The sequence below is a fragment of the Pedobacter lusitanus genome (assembly GCF_040026395.1).
GTDB classification, from domain to species: domain Bacteria; phylum Bacteroidota; class Bacteroidia; order Sphingobacteriales; family Sphingobacteriaceae; genus Pedobacter; species Pedobacter lusitanus.
In genome coordinates this window covers 5,915,521-5,934,407 of sequence record NZ_CP157278.1, presented here as the reverse complement: position 1 = coordinate 5,934,407, position 18,887 = coordinate 5,915,521, and the positions used below count along the sequence as shown (strand labels likewise).

General features: G+C 38.4%; 19 protein-coding genes. 7 read left to right on the top strand and 12 right to left on the bottom strand.

Going from position 1 to position 18,887, the window contains the following annotated elements:
- Positions 1-83 precede the first annotated feature (83 nt).
- Together PL_RS25580 and PL_RS25575 are read right to left on the bottom strand one after the other, a co-directional pair.
- A complete protein-coding gene (locus PL_RS25580; RefSeq protein WP_235324493.1) occupies positions 84-623 on the bottom strand; it encodes a VOC family protein in 540 nt (179 codons plus the stop codon).
- Complete coding sequence (locus tag PL_RS25575) at positions 620-1,183, bottom strand: hypothetical protein (RefSeq protein WP_052496183.1); 564 nt, start codon at positions 1,181-1,183, stop codon at positions 620-622. Before PL_RS25575 ends, PL_RS25580 begins: the two co-directional genes overlap by 4 nt.
- A gap of 330 nt (positions 1,184-1,513) precedes the next feature.
- Here PL_RS25575 and PL_RS25570 point away from each other — a divergent pair, with 330 nt between their 5' ends.
- Positions 1,514-1,849, top strand: a complete 336-nt coding sequence (locus tag PL_RS25570) for a hypothetical protein (protein ID WP_041880564.1) — start codon at positions 1,514-1,516, stop codon at positions 1,847-1,849.
- Positions 1,850-1,861: 12 nt separating this feature from the next.
- On the opposite strand, the gene PL_RS25565 is transcribed toward PL_RS25570, so the two are convergent.
- From PL_RS25565 to PL_RS25555, 3 genes are all read right to left on the bottom strand, one after another.
- On the bottom strand, positions 1,862-3,556 hold the full coding sequence (locus tag PL_RS25565) for a patatin-like phospholipase family protein (protein ID WP_348620673.1): 1,695 nt from the start codon (positions 3,554-3,556) through the stop codon (positions 1,862-1,864).
- A 23-nt stretch (positions 3,557-3,579) separates the two neighbouring features.
- Positions 3,580-4,128 (bottom strand): hypothetical protein, encoded by a 549-nt coding sequence (locus PL_RS25560; protein ID WP_152620285.1) that lies wholly within the window; start codon positions 4,126-4,128, stop codon positions 3,580-3,582.
- 73 nt (positions 4,129-4,201) lie between these two features.
- Positions 4,202-6,088 (bottom strand): gamma-glutamyltransferase family protein, encoded by a 1,887-nt coding sequence (locus tag PL_RS25555; RefSeq protein ID WP_235324494.1) that lies wholly within the window; start codon positions 6,086-6,088, stop codon positions 4,202-4,204.
- A gap of 162 nt (positions 6,089-6,250) precedes the next feature.
- On the opposite strand from PL_RS25555, the gene PL_RS25550 reads away from it, so the two are divergent.
- Complete coding sequence (locus PL_RS25550; RefSeq protein ID WP_041880575.1) at positions 6,251-6,835, top strand: PhnA domain-containing protein; 585 nt, start codon at positions 6,251-6,253, stop codon at positions 6,833-6,835.
- A 19-nt stretch (positions 6,836-6,854) separates the two neighbouring features.
- Here PL_RS25550 and PL_RS25545 read toward each other — a convergent pair whose 3' ends face one another.
- Together PL_RS25545 and PL_RS25540 are read right to left on the bottom strand one after the other, a co-directional pair.
- Positions 6,855-8,189, bottom strand: a complete 1,335-nt coding sequence (locus PL_RS25545; protein ID WP_052496184.1) for an FKBP-type peptidyl-prolyl cis-trans isomerase — start codon at positions 8,187-8,189, stop codon at positions 6,855-6,857.
- A 99-nt stretch (positions 8,190-8,288) separates the two neighbouring features.
- The gene (locus PL_RS25540; RefSeq protein ID WP_041880578.1) at positions 8,289-9,137 is read right to left on the bottom strand and encodes an AraC family transcriptional regulator; all 849 of its coding nucleotides are present in this window, start codon (positions 9,135-9,137) and stop codon (positions 8,289-8,291) included.
- An 88-nt stretch (positions 9,138-9,225) separates the two neighbouring features.
- Here PL_RS25540 and PL_RS25535 point away from each other — a divergent pair, with 88 nt between their 5' ends.
- From PL_RS25535 to PL_RS25520, 4 genes are all read left to right on the top strand, one after another.
- Positions 9,226-10,398, top strand: a complete 1,173-nt coding sequence (locus PL_RS25535) for an MFS transporter (protein WP_052496185.1) — start codon at positions 9,226-9,228, stop codon at positions 10,396-10,398.
- A complete protein-coding gene (locus PL_RS25530; protein WP_041880580.1) occupies positions 10,395-11,138 on the top strand; it encodes a metallophosphoesterase family protein in 744 nt (247 codons plus the stop codon). The genes PL_RS25535 and PL_RS25530 overlap by 4 nt, the downstream gene beginning before the upstream one ends.
- An 86-nt stretch (positions 11,139-11,224) precedes the next feature.
- Positions 11,225-12,376, top strand: a complete 1,152-nt coding sequence (locus PL_RS25525) for a helix-turn-helix domain-containing protein (protein WP_041880581.1) — start codon at positions 11,225-11,227, stop codon at positions 12,374-12,376.
- A gap of 199 nt (positions 12,377-12,575) precedes the next feature.
- Positions 12,576-12,968: a nuclear transport factor 2 family protein gene (locus tag PL_RS25520; protein WP_041880583.1), complete on the top strand. Its 393-nt coding sequence runs from the start codon at positions 12,576-12,578 to the stop codon at positions 12,966-12,968.
- A gap of 66 nt (positions 12,969-13,034) precedes the next feature.
- On the opposite strand, the gene PL_RS25515 is transcribed toward PL_RS25520, so the two are convergent.
- On the bottom strand, positions 13,035-13,553 hold the full coding sequence (locus PL_RS25515; protein WP_052496186.1) for a hypothetical protein: 519 nt from the start codon (positions 13,551-13,553) through the stop codon (positions 13,035-13,037).
- Positions 13,554-13,635: 82 nt separating this feature from the next.
- Positions 13,636-15,060, bottom strand: coding sequence for a PLP-dependent aminotransferase family protein (locus PL_RS25510; RefSeq protein ID WP_041880585.1), 1,425 nt, complete (start codon positions 15,058-15,060; stop codon positions 13,636-13,638).
- Positions 15,061-15,217: 157 nt separating this feature from the next.
- On the opposite strand from PL_RS25510, the gene PL_RS25505 reads away from it, so the two are divergent.
- Positions 15,218-16,435, top strand: coding sequence for a BamA/TamA family outer membrane protein (locus PL_RS25505; RefSeq protein ID WP_041880586.1), 1,218 nt, complete (start codon positions 15,218-15,220; stop codon positions 16,433-16,435).
- A gap of 2 nt (positions 16,436-16,437) precedes the next feature.
- Here PL_RS25505 and PL_RS25500 read toward each other — a convergent pair whose 3' ends face one another.
- From PL_RS25500 to PL_RS25490, 3 genes are read right to left on the bottom strand one after another with little or no spacing between them, the layout of a single operon-like run.
- Positions 16,438-16,911 (bottom strand): hypothetical protein, encoded by a 474-nt coding sequence (locus tag PL_RS25500; RefSeq protein ID WP_041880589.1) that lies wholly within the window; start codon positions 16,909-16,911, stop codon positions 16,438-16,440.
- Positions 16,908-18,569, bottom strand: coding sequence for a PAS domain-containing sensor histidine kinase (locus PL_RS25495; protein WP_052496187.1), 1,662 nt, complete (start codon positions 18,567-18,569; stop codon positions 16,908-16,910). Before PL_RS25495 ends, PL_RS25500 begins: the two co-directional genes overlap by 4 nt.
- A complete protein-coding gene (locus PL_RS25490) occupies positions 18,566-18,859 on the bottom strand; it encodes a circadian clock KaiB family protein (protein WP_348620669.1) in 294 nt (97 codons plus the stop codon). Before PL_RS25490 ends, PL_RS25495 begins: the two co-directional genes overlap by 4 nt.
- Positions 18,860-18,887 lie beyond the last annotated feature (28 nt).

The following is an 18,887-nucleotide window of genomic DNA, read 5'->3' as shown; positions in this document are numbered from 1 at the left end:
CATCTGAGAATATTCTGTCTGGAAGAGATAATAATGGGATACTGAGAGGGTCAGTTCTCAGTCTAAGGACATAACAGGTAATTCTATTTGGTTGTCTGACCACCCAACCTGGTTAAAACACTATCAACCGGCTCCCAAAGTTCAATTTTGTTGCCCTCCGGGTCCATAATATGTACAAATTTACCGTATTCATAAGTTTCTATTTTATCTAAAATAGTTACTTTGTTTTCTTTCAGCTTTTTCACCAGCCTCTCTAAATACAGAACCCTGTAGTTGATCATAAATTCTTTCTCTGAAGGTGCAAAAAAACCAGTCCCTGCTTTTGACGGACTCCACCTCAGGTAATTGATTTTTTCAGGTTCATTCGCATTTCTAAACTCGAAAGGAGAACCATATTCATCAATGGCCAATCCTAAATTTTTCCCATACCATTGTCTTGCCTCTTTCGGATTCTTTGAGCCAAAGAAGATCCCACCTATACCAGTAACTCTTGGAGTAGTATCACTGACTATCTTTTGTTTAGTTTTATCGTTAATATGATTATTTTTATTTATCGCAGTATCGCAGCCTGCCACTGATACTACTGCAAGAAAAAATAATATACCTGGATAATTCATTTTCATATACTGAATATACGTAACTGTTTTCTAATCTGCTTTACTTTAGCATAAAATGCAATGCTCTGTTTATCAACCAGAAAACCCATAGTCTGAATAAGCTCTTCCTTAATCCAGCTGTGCCGCTCAGTCAGGTTAGCTAATATATTTAAGCAATGAGATTTTACGGCTACCGGAACTTTTGTATCTATCAGCCAGCTAAAAACAACCTCAACTAATATCGCAGTATCATAATCGGCTAAAGCTTTTTTAAGCTCCGGGGATGCTCTCCTACCGGTCATCAACGCCAGTATTTTACTGTAATGCCGGCGTGCAGACAAGTTATTCTGCTGTGGAAATCTGATCAGAAAACATTCCGCAGCCGGCAGAAATCTTTCGGGATATAAAGTATATATGTTTTCCAATATCCATGCAGCTCTGAACCCTATCTGTTCATCCTGATGAAAAGTTAAATTGATTAACTCTTGTACAGAGAATGCTTCTTCAGATGCGATTGAAGCAAGCTTTTCTATCTTATTTTTTTGAAGTGTTGTTTTTAAAATCTCAAGCAAGAAATTATATGCCATCTTTTCAGAATAAAGCTATGAAGTGTTTTTACAGATCGGATCTGATTATTTGAACATAATTACAAAATAATCTATAAATATTTTTATGTTTGCTGTCTAATAAAAAGGATATGAAAGATAATACAATACCAGCCCTTTTAGGCTTTTTCTACATTGGAGTATGGGCATTCATCGTTTTGGGAGTTTTATTCTGTTCTTAATCAAATAAAATCCAATAGCTATACCATGCTTTCTGCTTAAACCCTGGGGATGATTCAATCATTCCAGGGACAGCCTCATCTATGGTGGAATCCGGCTTAAATAATTATCTTCGCCTCCAAAATCCCCATAATGATTAAGCTGCTACCCCTTTTATTAGTCTGTATTTTATTTAGTTCCTGCGTTAAAACGACTGACGGCCCCTATTCTGATTATAACTTTGAAGTTTCCTGTGATAATTGCATTATCACTATTAAAAGCGGATTTGATCTCCAGAATTATCGCGTGAGCGGATTCAGATCAATCCCATATAATCATACCCTTCCATTAATCACTGTATCATTATGGACAGATAATAACGCAGATTATACTCGTGTCAGATTTGTTGGCAGTGGTTATGACCGGATATTATTTAATGATGATCTTTATTATAATGACCCCGCGGTTATAGTTGACCTGCATTTATAAGTACAGGACTGATTACTTCAATAATTGCCAGCGGTTCAGTTCATCTTTGATTGCCCCAAGAACTGCTCTGGCAATCATTCCTCTCAGTAGAATCCGCGTTCCTATCCATAACAGGAATTTATGGACTGGCTTGTATTTTACCAGATTAAGAATAATAGCCTGTATTCTTTTTTTCAAAGCGCCATTGAATTCACTGATTGCCGACCAGTTCAATACAGGCCAGTTACTGCCAGAACTGAAAGTCAGCTGAGGAAAGGTATAGTCCACCTCACCTACTATCGGAATAATCTGCCAGTTATGATCTACCTGAGAACGATATTTAGCAGAATCAATCCCCTCATAGCCAGCTTTGAAAATCGGATTCTCGTTTTTAGCACTATCGGGAATAGTAAAATAATCCCGCAGAAATATTTTACAGTTATGTCTGCCCAGAAAATAATCGTGTACTCTGAACTCTTTATTGAGAAAGCCACTAAATCCACCCAGTGCTCCACAGGCAATAGCACGCTCCCCCTGAATAGGAACTTTTGTACCGTCAGCCTTTCTGAACTCTCTTGAAGGATCTATAAGATATTGTCCTGCACAGCTTTCATTCATTGCATCTACAACCTGAGCCGCCTTTGACCGCATCTGACTGATCATGGCCGACAAAGTCAAGCCCATCACATGCATCAACCTGTCAATCAATTTTATATCAACAGGTTTGCTTCCGGGAAAAGGCGCTATCATCAGCACCGTAGAATTAAAAGTATTATAATTATTGTATAAAGCCGGATCAGCTTGACCGCACGCTTCACTCAGCACCTCTCTAACTTTATCAAAAGGCTCATTATTAATCATCCCCCCATCAATATTTAAAGACTGATAAGGATTAGCAGTGATCTGAATCGCCTCAAGCATTTTTTTATCAAAAAGCGGATTATTATTTACGATGTCATTAGGCCGGGTAACCTTTCTGGCTCTGAAAGCTATCGGAAAAGCACCGGTAGCCATTGCTGCATCTATTGCTGTTTGCGCATTAATTCCTGTTTTAATATCAAGTGGCATCCAGCCAGGGGTACCGGCTCCTGCCTGCCCATCAGCTGTCAATTCAAAACAAGCATAATCCTGATGAACCTGCATATAATAGGGCCGTTTTGAGCCTTGCGCATTAAAATTCACATTATAAGTAAAACCACCTACATTACTCAGTGTAGTAAATAATTTCAGTTTTGACGAAAAAAAAGAAGGCAACGGTTTCCAGGAAATTGTTTCCGGATCTTTAGGTTTTAATACTCTTTCTGCTACCCTGTCGATAAATCCGCAATTCAATGCTGATACAACAATCCCTTCAATATCGTCTGTTTTAAGCATTTCTCCAAACATATCCCTGCCAGTGAGATCTACCCACGAATGATATAAAATATGATCTTTATGTTCTGCCAGCAGATCTGCATTGGGTTTATCAATAGCATGCATTTGCTGCTTTATAGCAGCAGCTGTCAGCATAGCAGTCATTCCTCCGGCCGAAGCACCACCCATAACCGGTATTTCAATCTTGTGTTTTGGTATTCCGGGCTGTCCTCTGACTTTTTCATAAGCCTCCAGTGCTTCCAGTAAATAATCCATAACTCCGGCAGTATAAGCACCGGCAGATACTGCTCCGGCCATGCAGATACCTATATGAAATTTCTCCGGTTCGTTTGTTACATCCCTTTTATCTTCCATAATTAAAATCAGATTTAAGGTAATTATAAATGATGATAAATCAACTGTAAGATAGCCAGCAAAAAACCTGTAAAGGACAGTCCCCATTTCGTAATCTCCAGCAAACGGTAAAAAATAAAAAACCTTGCCGAAGCAGGGATTGGTTTTTTTAGTTGTCCTAAAAGGTAAATATTTTCTATAATATCACAAAACCAGGCCAAAGGTTGCAACCATGCCAGAGCCTTAAACAAATCACTGATATATCCGCTGCTTTCGCAGGATGCGGTCAGACAAAGCAATAGAACACCCACATAGACTCCAGGCATAAAAAAGAAATCAGTATAAAGATGCCCGCGTAAAGCGCTGAAAACCATTTTCGATTCTATAACAGGCAGTTTTTTGATTTGTCTGATCAATATACTGATCGATGAACGGCTTGAGGGAAACTCCAGATTCAAAATTGAAAACCTTTTCTTTGTTCCATCCAGGTAAAAGAAATTTCTGCTCTGCCGGATCATAATAGCTGAGGTGATGATAAAAATCAACAGGCAGATGCAAAACAAAAGCAGATGCTGAGAGATGCAAATGTTCATTGGATTATAATTATATAGCACAAATATAATGAAGGTATCAGCTTCACTATCCCTAACAATCTTCAGAAAAAAATCACCAGCCTATTCCATAATCTTCTCCATGATTACTCGACCCACCCCATAAACTACCATGTTTCCAATCAAAATAAATGGCATTAACCGGGCCGCTGGTTCTGGCACCAAAACTTAAAGTATAGCCCATCTTTTTCAACTCACTTCTTACCTCTTCACTTGTATTATCATTTAACAATATCTGACCCGGTTTAGGCTGACGATCTGCTGTTTTAGTCCCCCCCAGTGAAAGCCAGAGCTGATTGGTATTAAAATTTGCTGCTTCTGTTGCCTGCTGCACGTTCATTCCGAATTCTGTAACGTTTAAAAAGAACTGTAAAAGATTCTGATCCTGTGTATCTCCCCCCTGAACGGCAGAGGATAAAAATAATTTTCCGTCTTTTAATGCCATAGAAGGAGATAAAGTAACCCTTGGTCTTTTTCCAGGAGCAAGTACATTAAATGGATTTAAAGCAGAATCCAAAACAAAACTCTGCATTCGCTGACTCATACCGACTCCCGTTTTTCCGGCAATACAAGCAGGCAGCCAGCCACCACTCGGAGTCATGGAAACTACCCATCCTTCTTTATCCGCAGCTTCTACCGAAGTTGTCCCTAACCAAAGTCTTTCCATATAAGCAGTATCTGGCAAATTACTTGTCATATCATGCACAGGAGCAAAATTTCTGGATGTAAAATCAAGATCATATCCCCGCTCTTTTAGTAAACCTATATATGGATTCTTTTTTCCTTCAAACGGATATGGATCACCAGGACCAATATTAGGATCATTCTTGTTGTACTGTATTAATCCGGCACGCTGTTTAGCATATGCTTTACTTAATAAACCTTTCATAGGTTCACGAGGTTCTGCATAAGAATCGCCATAATAAAAATCACGATCTGCAAATGCAAGGTTCATTGCCTGGTAAAGGGTATGAATATACTTAGGACTATTGTATCCCATGCTTTTGAGATCAAAATTTTCCAGGATATTCAATGCCTGTAACATCACCGGTCCCTGTGTCCATTGCTGTAGCTTATACACATCAATTCCCTTGTAATTCACCATGAGCGGTTCTTCTTCAAGAGGTTTCCATTTAGCAAGATCATCCATAGTGATCAGCCCCCCCTGTTCCTGGCTGCCACGTACAAACTCCCGGGCAATATCACCCTTATAAAAACGATCATATGCGGCCATTATAGCCTGTTTTCTGTTTTTACCTTGTTTCAGTGCCTGCTTTTCTGATGCCACCATTTTCTGAAGTGTTGATAGCAAGTCTTTCTGAACAAAGATCTCACCTGCTTCAGGTGCTTCTCTCTTTTCGCCTGGATGAGTCAGAAAAACCTTTTTACTGTATGGCCATTGTTCAATCTTTGATTTACCACGCTCAATGCTACCAGCAGCCTGCGCTTCAATAGGATAACCCGCAGCCATTTCCATAGCAGGTGCAAGAACCTGCTCAAGACTCAGTGTCCCATAGCTGGCTAGCATATATAACAGTCCGCCGGGTGTACCTGGTGTGGTAGCTGCCAGCGGGCCAAATTCAGGAGGAAAATTATATCCTTTACTCTTAAAGAAGTCAACAGTTGCACCACCAGGAGCAACTCCCATAGCATTAATAGCAATTACTTTTTTTGTTTTCGGATTATAGATGAGTGCCTGGGTTTCCCCTCCCCAGCTCAAAGTGTCCCACATTGTACAGGTAGCAGCCAGCATAGCACAAGCTGCATCTACAGCATTTCCACCTTTCTGAAATATCATTGCTCCTGCAGTAGCAGCTAAAGGCTTTCCGGTAATTGCCATCCAGTTACGGCCATGTAATACAGGTTTTTGAGTTTGCTGTGCAGCTAAGGGCAGTACAGAAACTGCAGATAGAAATAATGCTGATACCAATTGCTTCATCATAATCCAAAATAGGAAAAAAAAGCTGAATTAGCTTGCGTCACCTGTAAGTTACTCATTACAAGAACACAAAACCTATCTGTCTGCTGAAAAACCGGTAACACAAAGCCCGATAAGGATTACGACATAAAATAATTATCTTCGCAGATTACTATAAAGAAAGATATGAAATTGGAAGAACAACTGCTAAAAAGAAGCGAAAACAAATGTGAATTATGTGAATCCGCAGAAGCTCTTACCTTATATGAAGTGCCACCACAATCAACCAGTAACGAGGACAATTGCATTATTATCTGCGGAAAATGTCTTGCTCAAATTGACAAGAAAGAAACACTGGACAGCAAACACTGGAATTGTTTAACCACCAGCATGTGGAGTGAAATACCAGGGGTACAGGTAGTTTCATGGCGCATGCTTAACCGTTTAAGTAATGAAAGCTGGGCAATGGACAGCCTTGACATGATGTATCTTGATGAAGAGAGAATGGCCTGGGCTAAAGCTGCCGGCGGCCTTGATCATGATACTGACACTGTTGAATTTCACAAAGATAGCCTTGGAGCTTTACTTCAGACAGGTGATACGGTGGTTTTAATCAAATCATTAGATGTAAAAGGTTCTCAGCTAAATGCAAAGATGGGTACTGTTGTTAAAAACATCCGTTTAGTAGATAATAATACCGATCAGATTGAAGGTAAAATTGAAGGACAAGTTATCGTGATTCTTACCAAATATGTAAGAAAACAAGGGTAATCCCGCTTATTTAAATGAATCAGGAGGGATCTGGTTTCAGAACCTCCACTTCATATATCAATACTGATCCTGCTGGAATATCCTGATTTCCTGCAGCCCCAAAAGCCAGTGAAGCAGGGATATACAGTATCCATTTGGAGCCCTCTGGCATCATCAGCACGCCTTCTCTTAAACCAGCAAGCGCCTTATCCAGATGGTGCACCCATGGCTTTTTATCCTCATAGGTACTCCATATTTTCTTTCCGTTAATGAGCATAGCCGTATAATGAAGACTTACTCTATCTTCTGAAGATGGTTTAGGTCCTTTACCCTGTCTGATAATTTTATACTGCAATCCTGACGGCGTAACCATTACACCAGGCCTGGTTTTATTCTTTTCTAAAAACATAGCGCTTTCCTGGGCTTCCGTAGTTTTTTTAGAATCATCCATATTAAACGCATCACGATAAGCCTGATTAGGTTTCATATAAATCATTTGATGTTTATAATCGAGAATCACATTAAAACGTCTGATAATTTCAATACCCAAAATCCCCAGATAGCCATCTTTAGCTTCTGCTTTATCATTTATTGTCAGCCTGATTTTCATTTTTCCAAAATCGAACCCATTGAATGACATTGCCTGAATTGTAGCCAGCTGATCTTGTGTGGTTGAATTCATTCCTCTGCCTCCAAGAATAGTGGTCTGGCCCAGCTTACTATTAAAATCGTGAAATTTACTAAATGGAGTACTTACAATTAAAGTAAAAACATTACCCGTATCAAACATTACCCTACCTGTAAACTTTTCGCCATTGGCGAGTGTAATTGAAACCGGAAAACGTGGAATTAGTATATCTTTATTGAATTCAAAAGGTATACCTGTATAGCCGGTAGTATCCACTGATTTAATATCATCGTATAAAGACATCTTTTTACGGTCGAAATCCAGCTGAGTTACGTACTTATTCAGTAATTCATAACCTATGATGCCATCCATCTTTTCTCCTGTGGCGGTAAATAACGGAGCAAAATTGATCAGAACCATGTTTACATCTTTCAACTCAACATTTCCAAGTTTGATATTTTGATGTAAAACCATAGCATAATTACGGGATCCGCCCGATCCGGTAACTGACGCCAGTTGTTTAGTAGCTTTACTTATTCCTGTACGTTCAGCAATTAAAGAGTCTATCGACATACCGGTTGCACCAGTGTCAAACACAAAATTCAAAGAATCGTTTTGATTAGTTTGTGCCTTAATATATAAATGGGTCCCGCTGAACTTAAAAGGAAATTCAGTAACCTGAGCCTTTAATTCGGTTTTGCTTAAAAGTATGAATGAAACAAATAATAAACTTTGTAAAAATCTCATCTGGTTATTTTTATGTTACCGCGAAGGTATCAAAGGGATTACGAATCTCTGTCATCAACAGTCTGTAAGAAAATCTATGAAATGAGACTGACCTGAGAACTATATATCACTCCCCGGATTCTTTCTGAGATCTTTAGGGCTGACACCTATTCTGTTTTTCATAAATTTATTCAAATGACTCAAATCTGTAAAGCCAAACTCATTGCTGATTTCTTTCAGCATCAAACCGCTATATCTCAGCCGGTTTTCAATCAGCTTAAATTTATAATCGTCAATATATTTTTTAATAGAAGCCCCCATTTGTTGTTTAAACAAGCTGCTTAAATGGTTTGGAGAGAGGTTAAATTGTTTTGATAAGGAACTTAACCGCAGCTTTTCAGGAATTTGAATATTTACATGGATATAGTTCATTATATCAATAAATAAATTCCCATTTGATAAATTGCCAGGAATCATCTGATGAAGAGCATTTCTTTTAATCAGTGCAAAAACACTGCGGATTAAATAAAAAATAACCTCATTTGAAGTATTACTATCCTCCCACTCTCTTACAACCATCCGTATAATATGATCAATTTTATCCAGTTCATCTGCAGACTTAACCAGACAGGAATCATAGGCGTTGCTAATTACCAGCAAATGATCAATCAGCTTATTCCATTCATTTTTAACAGACTCATCTGTTGCTCCATCCAGATAAACATTACTGAATTTCAAAACACTGAACTCCGTTTTTTCCTGAATATTCAGGATATGATAATCGGCCGGAGCCAATAAAAACATACATCTGCCATTATAAGGGTTAACTTCTCCATTCAGTTCATGATAACCACTTCCCGAATGGATATACATCAGTTCAAAGTGATTATGATTATGCACCGGATATGGCCAGACTTCTGTGGTAAAATGTCTGATAAAAAGTGGCTCATGCTGAATAAATCGTTCCAATTAATATTTTTTTTTACAAATATACCGGTTAAATATACAATTTGTTAACGCCTTCAAATGGTATGTTTGTATCCAGATTAAAAAACACATGACATCAGAAAAATCAAACCTGCATCCGGCTATTATTCCATTAATGGCGGTATCTGCAGGAGTTATAGTTGCCAATATTTATTATAATCAGCCTATCTTAAATGAAATCGGACAAGCCTTACACGTAAGTGAAAGCCAGATAGGCAAAATCTCTATGCTTTCTCAATTGGGTTATGGTCTTGGAATGTTTTTTTTACTGCCATTAGGCGATAAATTAAACCGCAAAAATCTCATTCTGCTTCTTTCAGGTTTGCTGACGCTTACGCTGATTCTTTTTGCTTTTTCGTCCACACTTACTGTAATCTGCGTACTCAGTTTCCTGATTGGCCTTTTCTCTACTCCCGCTCAGATTATCTTACCTATGGCTGCAACTTTAGGAAAACATAACCGGGGTAAAAATGTAGGACAGGTTTTTAGCGGTATACTGGTAGGTATACTGGGCGCCAGGGTATTGAGTGGTTTGATTACCGAATGGCTTGGATGGAGATATGTATACGCTATATCTGCTTTAATGGTATTGACCATGGGTATTTTGCTAAAATTATACCTGCCAGAGGTAACTCCTAAATTTAAAGGCAGTTATATCAGTTTGCTAAAATCCACACTTGCCCTGGTCAAAGAATACAGAGTTTTAAGACAGGCAGCATTGTTAGGTGCTTTTACCTTTGGCGTATTCTGTTCTTTCTGGACTACGTTAACCTTCCACTTAAGCAGTGCGCCATTAAATTATCATACCGGAACCATTGGTATGTTCGGCCTGATTGCCATTGGGGGAGCATTGGTAGCACCTTACTTTGGTAAACTTGCAGATAAAGGCAATGTTTACAATTCTCTGCTACTAACGGTCTCTATGATCATAGGAAGTATCCTGCTCATTAAAATCTTCCCCTATTCCATACCAGTTTTAATTGTTAGTGTATTCTTTCTGGATATTGGTGTTCAGGCTACGCAAATTACCAATTTCACAAGAATTTACAGCCTTCATGAGGATGCACACAGCCGCCTGAATACCATCTACATGACTATGTACTTTATAGGTGCTGCTGTCGGCACCTATTTCGGCCTGTTAAGCTGGAAACTGGGACAATGGAGTCTTTCAACTTCTCAGATGCTGTTATGGGGTTGTATCGCTATGTTAATTGTAATTATCTCCAAACGGTATAAATCATGAGTCTGATTGCAATTTTCAGTGATGTTCATGGAAATCTGCCCGCTTTACAAGCTGTGCTGAATGATATTGAAAAACGGAAAGCTGACCAGATATATTGTCTGGGTGATCTGGTAGATTTTGCTCCATGGACTAATGAGGTTATTGAAATAGTCAAGGGGCTGCAAATTTCCTGTCTGATGGGTAATCATGATGAAAGAATTGCATTCAATCATGAAATTATCCCTCTTGGTAAACACACCAAGGAGGAAACCAAAGCCAGAATTACTGCGATTAATTATACCAAAAACACAATCAGAGAAGAAAACAGAAAATACCTGGCTGGCCTGCCTGCTCAGATCAGTATTACTTTTAAGCTCCGTAAAAATCAGATAACTATGCTTTTGGTACATGGCAGTACAAGAAGTAACGAGGAATATATTTATGAAGATCATGATCCTAATGATATTGACGAAATGCTAACTTCACATCAGGCAGATATACTGGTTATGGGTCATACCCATCTATCTTATATCAGAACAATTCCTTCAAAAAATAACGATTCTGATCAGGTGGTAATCAATTGTGGCTCCGTGGGCAGATCAAAAGAAGGAAAACCTCTGGCGACTTATCTTTTAATAGCTATAAGTGAAGATGGAATAAAACCTGAACTGATTAAACTGGAATATCCGGTTAATAAAGTAATCAGCGGGATTCAGGAAAGTGGTATCCCTGATTTTTACGCCTCCTTTTTAATGGATTAATATTATTTCGATCAACCTGCCATTTTATAGCAGCCTGATTAAAATAATATATTTACTTTAGGTCAGTTAAAATCAGTTATAACCAGATGGAGAGTAGTAATCTAATAAGTATTATCAGTGTAATTGCTGTTTTCGTCTCCTTACTTTTAGCATTCTTTCTCTTAACAGTTCCTACTAAAAACAAACTGGGCAATTTCCTGCTGGCAGCTTTTATCATTCTTAATGCAATTGATCTTAGCGGATGGTTTATCTACCATATTACGAAAAATCACCCAGATCTGGAGGTATTCAGATGGTCGGTTTCCTGGCTGATCAATCCGGTGTTTTTTTTATATGCCCTATCTGTATGTTTTTCTGATTTCCATTTAAAAATCAAACACCTGCTGCATGCTATTCCTTTTCTACTTTATAATCTATTCTTATTACCAAAGGTATATCTTGCAGATTTGACGGCAAAGACCCATTTCATTACATATTATGGAGATTCCGAAGCACGAAAAATATTTTCTGTACTGGGGCATCTTCAGTTTATATTTTATGTTATTGCCATTTTACTGGTATTAAAAAAGTACAGAAAGATATATCTGGAAAATTATGCAGATAATACAACTATTACTTATAAATGGCTGTTTCAGCTTACTGTTGTTATAATTATAGTGCATTCAATAGTCACACTTAAAGACTTGTTAATGTATATCAGCAGTCGTGATATTTTTAACGGGGCACAGATTATTGTCGGGGTTAATGCAGTATTTATTTTATGCTGGTTTGTATTAAAAGCGCTGTATAGCCCGGATCTGTTCAGAGGTATAGACTCTAAAACTGAGCCGGCAGAAAGCCTGACACCAATATCTCCGAACAAAAAACAGCAGCCTAAAGAAGCAGTAATCCCGGAGAATAATAAAGATATTCTGAAAATCAGAAACTATATGACTCTGCAGGAACCATATCTGGAGCCATCACTGACCATTCAGGATCTCGCAGATCAGCTGGAAATGCCCGTACGCGATTTATCTATACTCATCAACAATCAGCTGGATCAGCATTTTTTTGATTTTGTAAATGAGTACCGTATTGAAAAGGCAATGCGGATACTGAAAGATCCGGCCAGAAGTAACCTGACCATTCTTGAAATTTTATACGAAATAGGTTTTAATTCAAAATCATCGTTTAATGCTTCTTTCAGGAAATATACCAGCCTTACGCCTACTGAATACCGCAGAAAACATCAGCAGTAAACTGGCTTTTACAGGCAGTAACTGAAATACGAAGCCATATCATCCATTTTACCCTATGCTCAGACCCCTTCCAACATAAATCTCTTTGCGTCCACCGTGTCCTGTTGTCCGTATCCGTGAATAGTCCAATCATTGCCAGTTATATACTATTGTCAGCAGATTATCCATTTATAGTTTTGAAGGATAAAAAACAATAAAAATGACAGACTATAAATCACGTTTAAAAGAGATTTTTTCGGAGGTTCTGGAGAATCCGCTATATCAGGAAGAGCTGATAAAAAAGCACTTTAGCCCGGACTATGTTCAATACGTTGATGGCAAAACATTATATTTTGAAGAGTTTAATCAACATATGAAAGTCCTGAAAAAAGATATGCCGGAGATTAAGATTGATGTGCTGACCCTGGTACAGGAAGATCATACAGTTTTTTCCAATCATCTGGTAAGCGGAACAACAAAAGAGGAAAGAAAAGGTCTGGTTCAGGTAATTGGCGAGTTTCGTTTCAGCGGGAACCGGTTATGTTACTGTAATGAGCTTACCTGTCTGCTCAGCGGAGATCCCAAAGACCGTGATCTGGGATCAAGAGTCTGATGCGCGATACCAGTTGTTAACTTACAAAAATATATCATGCGTTTTTGTAAGTTAACCCGGTATCTGTTAGTTCTCTCTGATTAGACAAGCCATTTTGAGATCCGGATGAATCAAAAAATGATCTTCATTCATTTTGATAAAGCTGTGATCCTCAAAAAAAGATAATAGTGGACTATCATTTTGTTCATTAAACCATATTGCTTCATAACTTTTTCCAATGGACAGACATTTATCCATTAAAGATTGTCTGGCAGCACCGGATAAGTGGCTTTGTAAAACACCAAAATCGGCAATACAGATGGCTTTTTTATTCTCCAGTAGCCTGGGGCGTTTTCCCTGAGTAGTCAGAAAAGCATATCCTGCCGCTAATCCATCAGCATAAACAACTAACCATTGATTGCCAAAACTGTTCATTTCATCAATTAATTGTTTATCATGATATCTGTCAGCTATATAACGCTCAATGACATCGCTGGCAACAAAACCAGCGTATTTTTCTATAGTGATTGCTTTGGTAAGGTATAATAATTCGTTAATGGCGTCATCAGTTGCTACTTTGAATTTTGTGATTATCTTTTGATCCATGGTGTAAAATTTATGGGAGCAAAATTAATCATCGCTGCAGACCCGCACCGATACACATTTTCACAAAATAACCCATACAGATTTATACAGACAAATCCTTATCAGAGGCTCCGCCAGCCAGCTTCAGTGCTTCAATACGCTTTGCTGAATATTGATCAGCAAATACGATTCTGAAAAATCTTTTATAATCAGCAGAGAAAGAAAAGGTTTCTCCTGGTGTAAATTTCACGCCTACCTGTTCGCAATGTAGATAAAATTCAGTTATACTAACATAATCAGGCAGTTTTACCCATAAATTATATCCCCCCGCGGGCATGATCATCTGTGTTCCTTTAGGAAAAGATGTAGCGAGGATATTAACTGTATGATAAGCATTTCTTGATAACTGAGTTTTTAATGTTCTGATATGTCTGTCATAACTAGTTGAGTTCAAGAGCTTATTTACCGTCTCCTGATATACCGGCGAAACTGTACTGCCTGTAGAAAATTTAACCTGTTCAGCCTGCCGGAAAAATTTGCCGGCCGACAGCCAGCCTAGCCTTATACCGGCTGCCAGAGTTTTAGCATAGGATGAATAGGTCATCACCAGACCGCTGTCATCAAAAGATTTAATATTTGAAGGCCGGTTACCATTAAAATTCAGATCTCCATAAACATCATTTTCAATGAGCGCAATTTCGTGCAACTGTGCAACTGAAAGCAATTGTTTTTTCTGGTCATCAGTCAATAAAATACCTGTGGGATTATGAAAATTTGGTGTAATGATGATCGCTTTAATCTTTGTTCCCGCGCATACTTTTTTCAGATAATCTATATCAAATCCTGTACTGAAATCGACCGGAATCTCCACCACTTTTAATCTTAAAGTATTGATTACCTGAAGAACAGAGAATACACACGGGCTTTCTACGGCAACGGTATCTCCGGCAAGGCAAGTGGACATCAATGCAATATACAGCGCCTGCAGTGCGCCGTCAGTGATAATTAACTCATCGGCCAGTAAATTGGCATTATAATGTGCAGCTTGTTTGCAAATACTGTTTTTAAGTGCTGCAGATCCGGTTGAAGGATAATATCTGAGTAAACCTGCACCCTGTTCCCTGATCACCTGCTGCATCGTTCGCAGAATCAGTTTCTGAGGTATCAGCAGATCTCCGGGCGCAGCAACATTGAAACCGGTTAAAGTATTCTGTGTCCTGCCGGACGAAGTAATCAATGACAGTTTATGTTTAAATACAGCATCTCTTACCACAGGTTTCTTCTTTACCGGGCTTATAATAAGCTGATGTTGTGGCGAACTGGAAACATAATAACCTGATTTATGAATACTTTCTACCAGGCCCCTTATCATCAGATATTCATAGCCCTGCTGAACAGTTCCGGTACTGACTGAAAACTTCTTCATTAATGCTCTTACTGAGGGAAGTTTGTGACCAGGTTGATAAATTCCCTGACTGATCTGAGCTTCAATGATACTAGTGAATGTTTCGTACCGGTATTGTTTCATAGTCAAACTGTATCTGCAAATATTCAATAGTAAACGACTGTATTCAAATGTAACTATTTTATATAATTGAGAAAAATGAAGTTTTTTCTCAATTATATAAACAATACGGCACGGCATTTGGTTAAACAATATAAAAATCCTAAAATCTTCGCGTATAATGCAAAAAACAATTTACCTGTTCTTCTTCCTTTTTATTACTTATCATGCCAGTGCACAAAATGCAAGTGATGCAATTTCAGCAAATAATCAGGTTCGTGACACTTCAAATAAGCGGGATTTAATAGATATCGCCAAGGTATTATTTAAAATAAAACCAGGAACCAAAACCAGAGAAAACCCTAAAAAGATCTTCTTTTCATTGCTGCCGATAGGTGCCAATGTTCCCGGTGGAGGCAGGGCACTGATCACTTCCACCAGTGCCGGTTTTTATTTGGGAGACCGTAAAACAACAAATATCTCTAACGCAACTTTTACTCCATACTGGAATTTCAAAGGCCGTTTTGGATTGCCTTTAAGGTCAAATATATGGCTTAAAAACAACACATGGAATATACAGGGAGACACCCGTTTCCTTGTTTACCCGCAGTATACCTGGGGTTTAGGCTCAGGACACGAAGATCAGAAGATGCTGATTGATTATAAATATGTCAGATTTTACCAGAGCGCACTGAAACAAATCAGGCCGTATTTTTATGCTGGTTTCGGGTATAACCTTGACTATTTTGTTAATATAAAAACACCTGAACCAGGCTTGCAGAAATTTAGCGGTTATAACGTGGGCACTGAACAGGGAAGCAATTCTTTTTCATCAGGAATATCTTTCAGCTTACTTTATGATACCCGTAATAATTCTATCAATCCATTACCAGGAAGTTATCTGAATATGACTTTAAGAACCAATCCGGAATTTATGGGAAGTCAGACCAGCTGGAAGTCTCTTTATATAGATGCCAGAAAATATATCTCTTTAAATACCAGACCGCATCAGCAGAATACGCTCGCTTTCTGGTCTTATTTCTGGACAGGTCTCAATAGTGGCATCCCTTATCTTAATCTGCCTAGTATCGGATGGGATCCTTATAACAGATCTGGCAGAGGTATGGACCAGAACAGATACAGAGGAAAAGGTTTATTTTATATAGAAAGTGAATACAGAAGGGATATTACTGATAATGGCCTGTTTGGTTTTGTCGTTTTTGCCAACGCAACTTCAGTGACTGAGCCGGAGAATAATATGTTTAAAAAGATTCATCCGGCAATTGGGGCTGGTATGCGAATCAAATTCAATAAAGGTTCCAATACCAATATTGCAGTTGATTATGGGGTGAGTAAAGGATACTCCGGACTTTCAATTGGTCTTGGGGAAGCCTTTTAGAATTATGGCTGTTTATTGGGCATAACCATTACCGTATAGCTATCATTACCTGTTATCGTTTGAAAGATATAATCATTTGATATATAATAGGTACTGATCTGCTTATTATCAATATCCTGTGTATCTTTCTTCTCTGTACCGGCAAGCTTGATTTCCTTCAGAATCAGATTATATGGTTCAGGTCCGTTCAGCTGATAGTATAACTGATTAATCACTTCATCATCGGCATGAATCCTGAACCAGGATAGTGCTTTTGATTTTTCAGATTCATGATTTCCGTAAGAAAATGTTTTATACAACTGTTTCCCCTGTTCACCTGATAATTCTGGTCTAACCACCCATTGATGATGTGTTAAGCTGTCGGTAACCGACGAAACCGGCTGACCTATAAATGATTTGAGCTGACTGAGTTTCAGCTCCTGCCCACGGCTAAATAAACCTGACAGACAAAACAAGAAGATTATTGCATATTTCATGAAAGCAAAGGTAATAAAATGTAAAAAGTAGAACCTTTGTTAATTCTGCTTTGTACACCAATTGTGCCCTGATGATTTTTAATAATTTCCATAGAGATATAGAGCCCCATACCTAAACCACTGACCATAAAATCCTTATCATCCACACGGTAAAATCTTTGAAAGATTTTATCTTTCTGACTGGATGAAAGACCTATGCCATAATCTGTGACTGAAATCCTGACCTGAGTACCTTCTTTGACAAATGACAACACAATATCTTTGTGCAGCGGAGAGTATTTTACAGCATTATTAATCAGGTTCATCATCACCTGCTCCAGCCGTTCTGTATTTCCACTGATGTTTACATCCGGTCCCGGCTTAAAAATGATATTGTAATCAGGGAACATATAACTGGCATTTTCAGCACAGACAGAGATCAGTTCAGTGACGCTCAATGGATAACAATTGAAATACAGCTTACCGGCCTGTATTTTACTCACATCCAGTAAATCATTGACAAGGATCTGCAATCTGCTTATCGAACTTTCGGCCTTCACAATAAAAGTTTTTATCTGGTCTGGTACCGGTTCTTTTCTGTAGTTGGAAATCAGCTGCAGATAGGCTTTGAGACTAGTAAGCGGAGTTTTAAGCTCATGACTCGCTATACCGATAAATTCATCTTTCTTTTCAATAGACTTCCGCTGATCATCAATATCCGTTGCTGTGCCTACCCAGAATAAGATTTCTCCGCTTTCCTGTTTCAACGGAATACTTCTGTTCAGATGCCAGCGGTAAGTGCCGTCATTACGTTTATAACGGTTTTCAATTTCAAAAACCTCCCCTGTCTGCATACAGCGGATGAATTTCTCTCTGGTGGCAGGAAGATCTTCTGGGTGAATGATATTATCCCAGGACTCTTCAAAAGTTGCATCAAATGATAAACCTGTATAATCAAACCAGCGTTCATTAAAAAAATTAAACTGTCCTGATGGCAGATTCGTCCAGGTGATCTGAGGAATATTATTAGCCAGCAGCATAAAATGCTCTCTGCTGACAGAAAGATCCTTTGTCCTTTCTTCTACTGTATCCTCCAATGCATCGTTCACCTGCAACGCCTTGTTCCTCGCTTCTTCCAGCTCTTCATTTTTATCTCTTAAAGCCTGCTGTGCTATTTTTTGCGCCGTTAAATCAGTTAAAAGAATACTAAATGCAGTACCATCTTCCAGGTTAAGATTAGTTATTGACATTAACACCGGCATACTGGAAAGATCAGAACTGATTAATGTCTCTTCTGTTTTATAATCTGATACTTCACCACTAATTGTAATATCATTCAGTTTAGCATCATTGTAACGGTTAATAAACTGATCAAAACGTTTACCCATTACCTGATGCAAGGGCAGGTCTACCATTTTAGCGAAACGGGAATTGCAATACAGAATAACTCCGCCTTTATTCAGCGTAGCCGCCCCTTCTCCCATTTTTTCTATAAGTACCCTAAAGGTCTGATCGGCTGTTTTAAGTGCATATAACTGGTGCCCCTCCTGTCCTTTAACCACAAAAGCGTCTACGGTACCCGCTTTGACAGCTTCAATAGTGTCATTAGCCTCTTCCAATTGAAGGCGCAGTTCTTTTATTTCAGCCAATAGCTGTTCCTGTGTATGCTGAGCACTCATTCTTTATCCTTAAAATTAACACCGAGTCCTCGTAATACTGCCGGGATATCAGATAAATCGCCAACTAATCTTTTATAAGTTTCCGCCCCTCTTCTGATCAGTGTGGGTAATACTGTAAGCTGCTCCTTAAGAACTATTTCGGGTATCTGATAGACATCAATAATATCCAGCGCATAATTTCCCTGCAAATATTTTTCACAAATAAATTTAATATTGTTGATTGCCTTTACCGAATTGTACGAAGCACCGGTAATGAATAATGTAAGCTGATAGTCTGTTCTTTTACCCACGCTGTATAACAATTAATATCTTTTTTAT

Bases quoted from the DNA above. Each gene is read 5' to 3' on its own strand.
- PL_RS25515 (WP_052496186.1), bottom strand. From the start codon at position 13,553: ATGGATCAAAAGATAATCACAAAATTCAAAGTAGCAACTGATGACGCC.
- PL_RS25555 (WP_235324494.1), bottom strand. From the start codon at position 6,088: ATGATGAAGCAATTGGTATCAGCATTATTTCTATCTGCAGTTTCTGTA.
- PL_RS25495 (WP_052496187.1), bottom strand. From the start codon at position 18,569: ATGAGTGCTCAGCATACACAGGAACAGCTATTGGCTGAAATAAAAGAA.
- PL_RS25535 (WP_052496185.1), top strand. From the start codon at position 9,226: ATGACATCAGAAAAATCAAACCTGCATCCGGCTATTATTCCATTAATG.
- PL_RS25510 (WP_041880585.1), bottom strand. From the start codon at position 15,060: ATGAAACAATACCGGTACGAAACATTCACTAGTATCATTGAAGCTCAG.
- PL_RS25520 (WP_041880583.1), top strand. From the start codon at position 12,576: ATGACAGACTATAAATCACGTTTAAAAGAGATTTTTTCGGAGGTTCTG.
- PL_RS25505 (WP_041880586.1), top strand. From the start codon at position 15,218: ATGCAAAAAACAATTTACCTGTTCTTCTTCCTTTTTATTACTTATCAT.
- PL_RS25545 (WP_052496184.1), bottom strand. From the start codon at position 8,189: ATGAGATTTTTACAAAGTTTATTATTTGTTTCATTCATACTTTTAAGC.
- PL_RS25570 (WP_041880564.1), top strand. From the start codon at position 1,514: ATGATTAAGCTGCTACCCCTTTTATTAGTCTGTATTTTATTTAGTTCC.
- PL_RS25580 (WP_235324493.1), bottom strand. From the start codon at position 623: ATGAAAATGAATTATCCAGGTATATTATTTTTTCTTGCAGTAGTATCA.
- PL_RS25575 (WP_052496183.1), bottom strand. From the start codon at position 1,183: ATGGCATATAATTTCTTGCTTGAGATTTTAAAAACAACACTTCAAAAA.
- PL_RS25560 (WP_152620285.1), bottom strand. From the start codon at position 4,128: ATGAACATTTGCATCTCTCAGCATCTGCTTTTGTTTTGCATCTGCCTG.
- PL_RS25500 (WP_041880589.1), bottom strand. From the start codon at position 16,911: ATGAAATATGCAATAATCTTCTTGTTTTGTCTGTCAGGTTTATTTAGC.
- PL_RS25550 (WP_041880575.1), top strand. From the start codon at position 6,251: ATGAAATTGGAAGAACAACTGCTAAAAAGAAGCGAAAACAAATGTGAA.
- PL_RS25530 (WP_041880580.1), top strand. From the start codon at position 10,395: ATGAGTCTGATTGCAATTTTCAGTGATGTTCATGGAAATCTGCCCGCT.
- PL_RS25525 (WP_041880581.1), top strand. From the start codon at position 11,225: ATGGAGAGTAGTAATCTAATAAGTATTATCAGTGTAATTGCTGTTTTC.
- PL_RS25565 (WP_348620673.1), bottom strand. From the start codon at position 3,556: ATGGAAGATAAAAGGGATGTAACAAACGAACCGGAGAAATTTCATATA.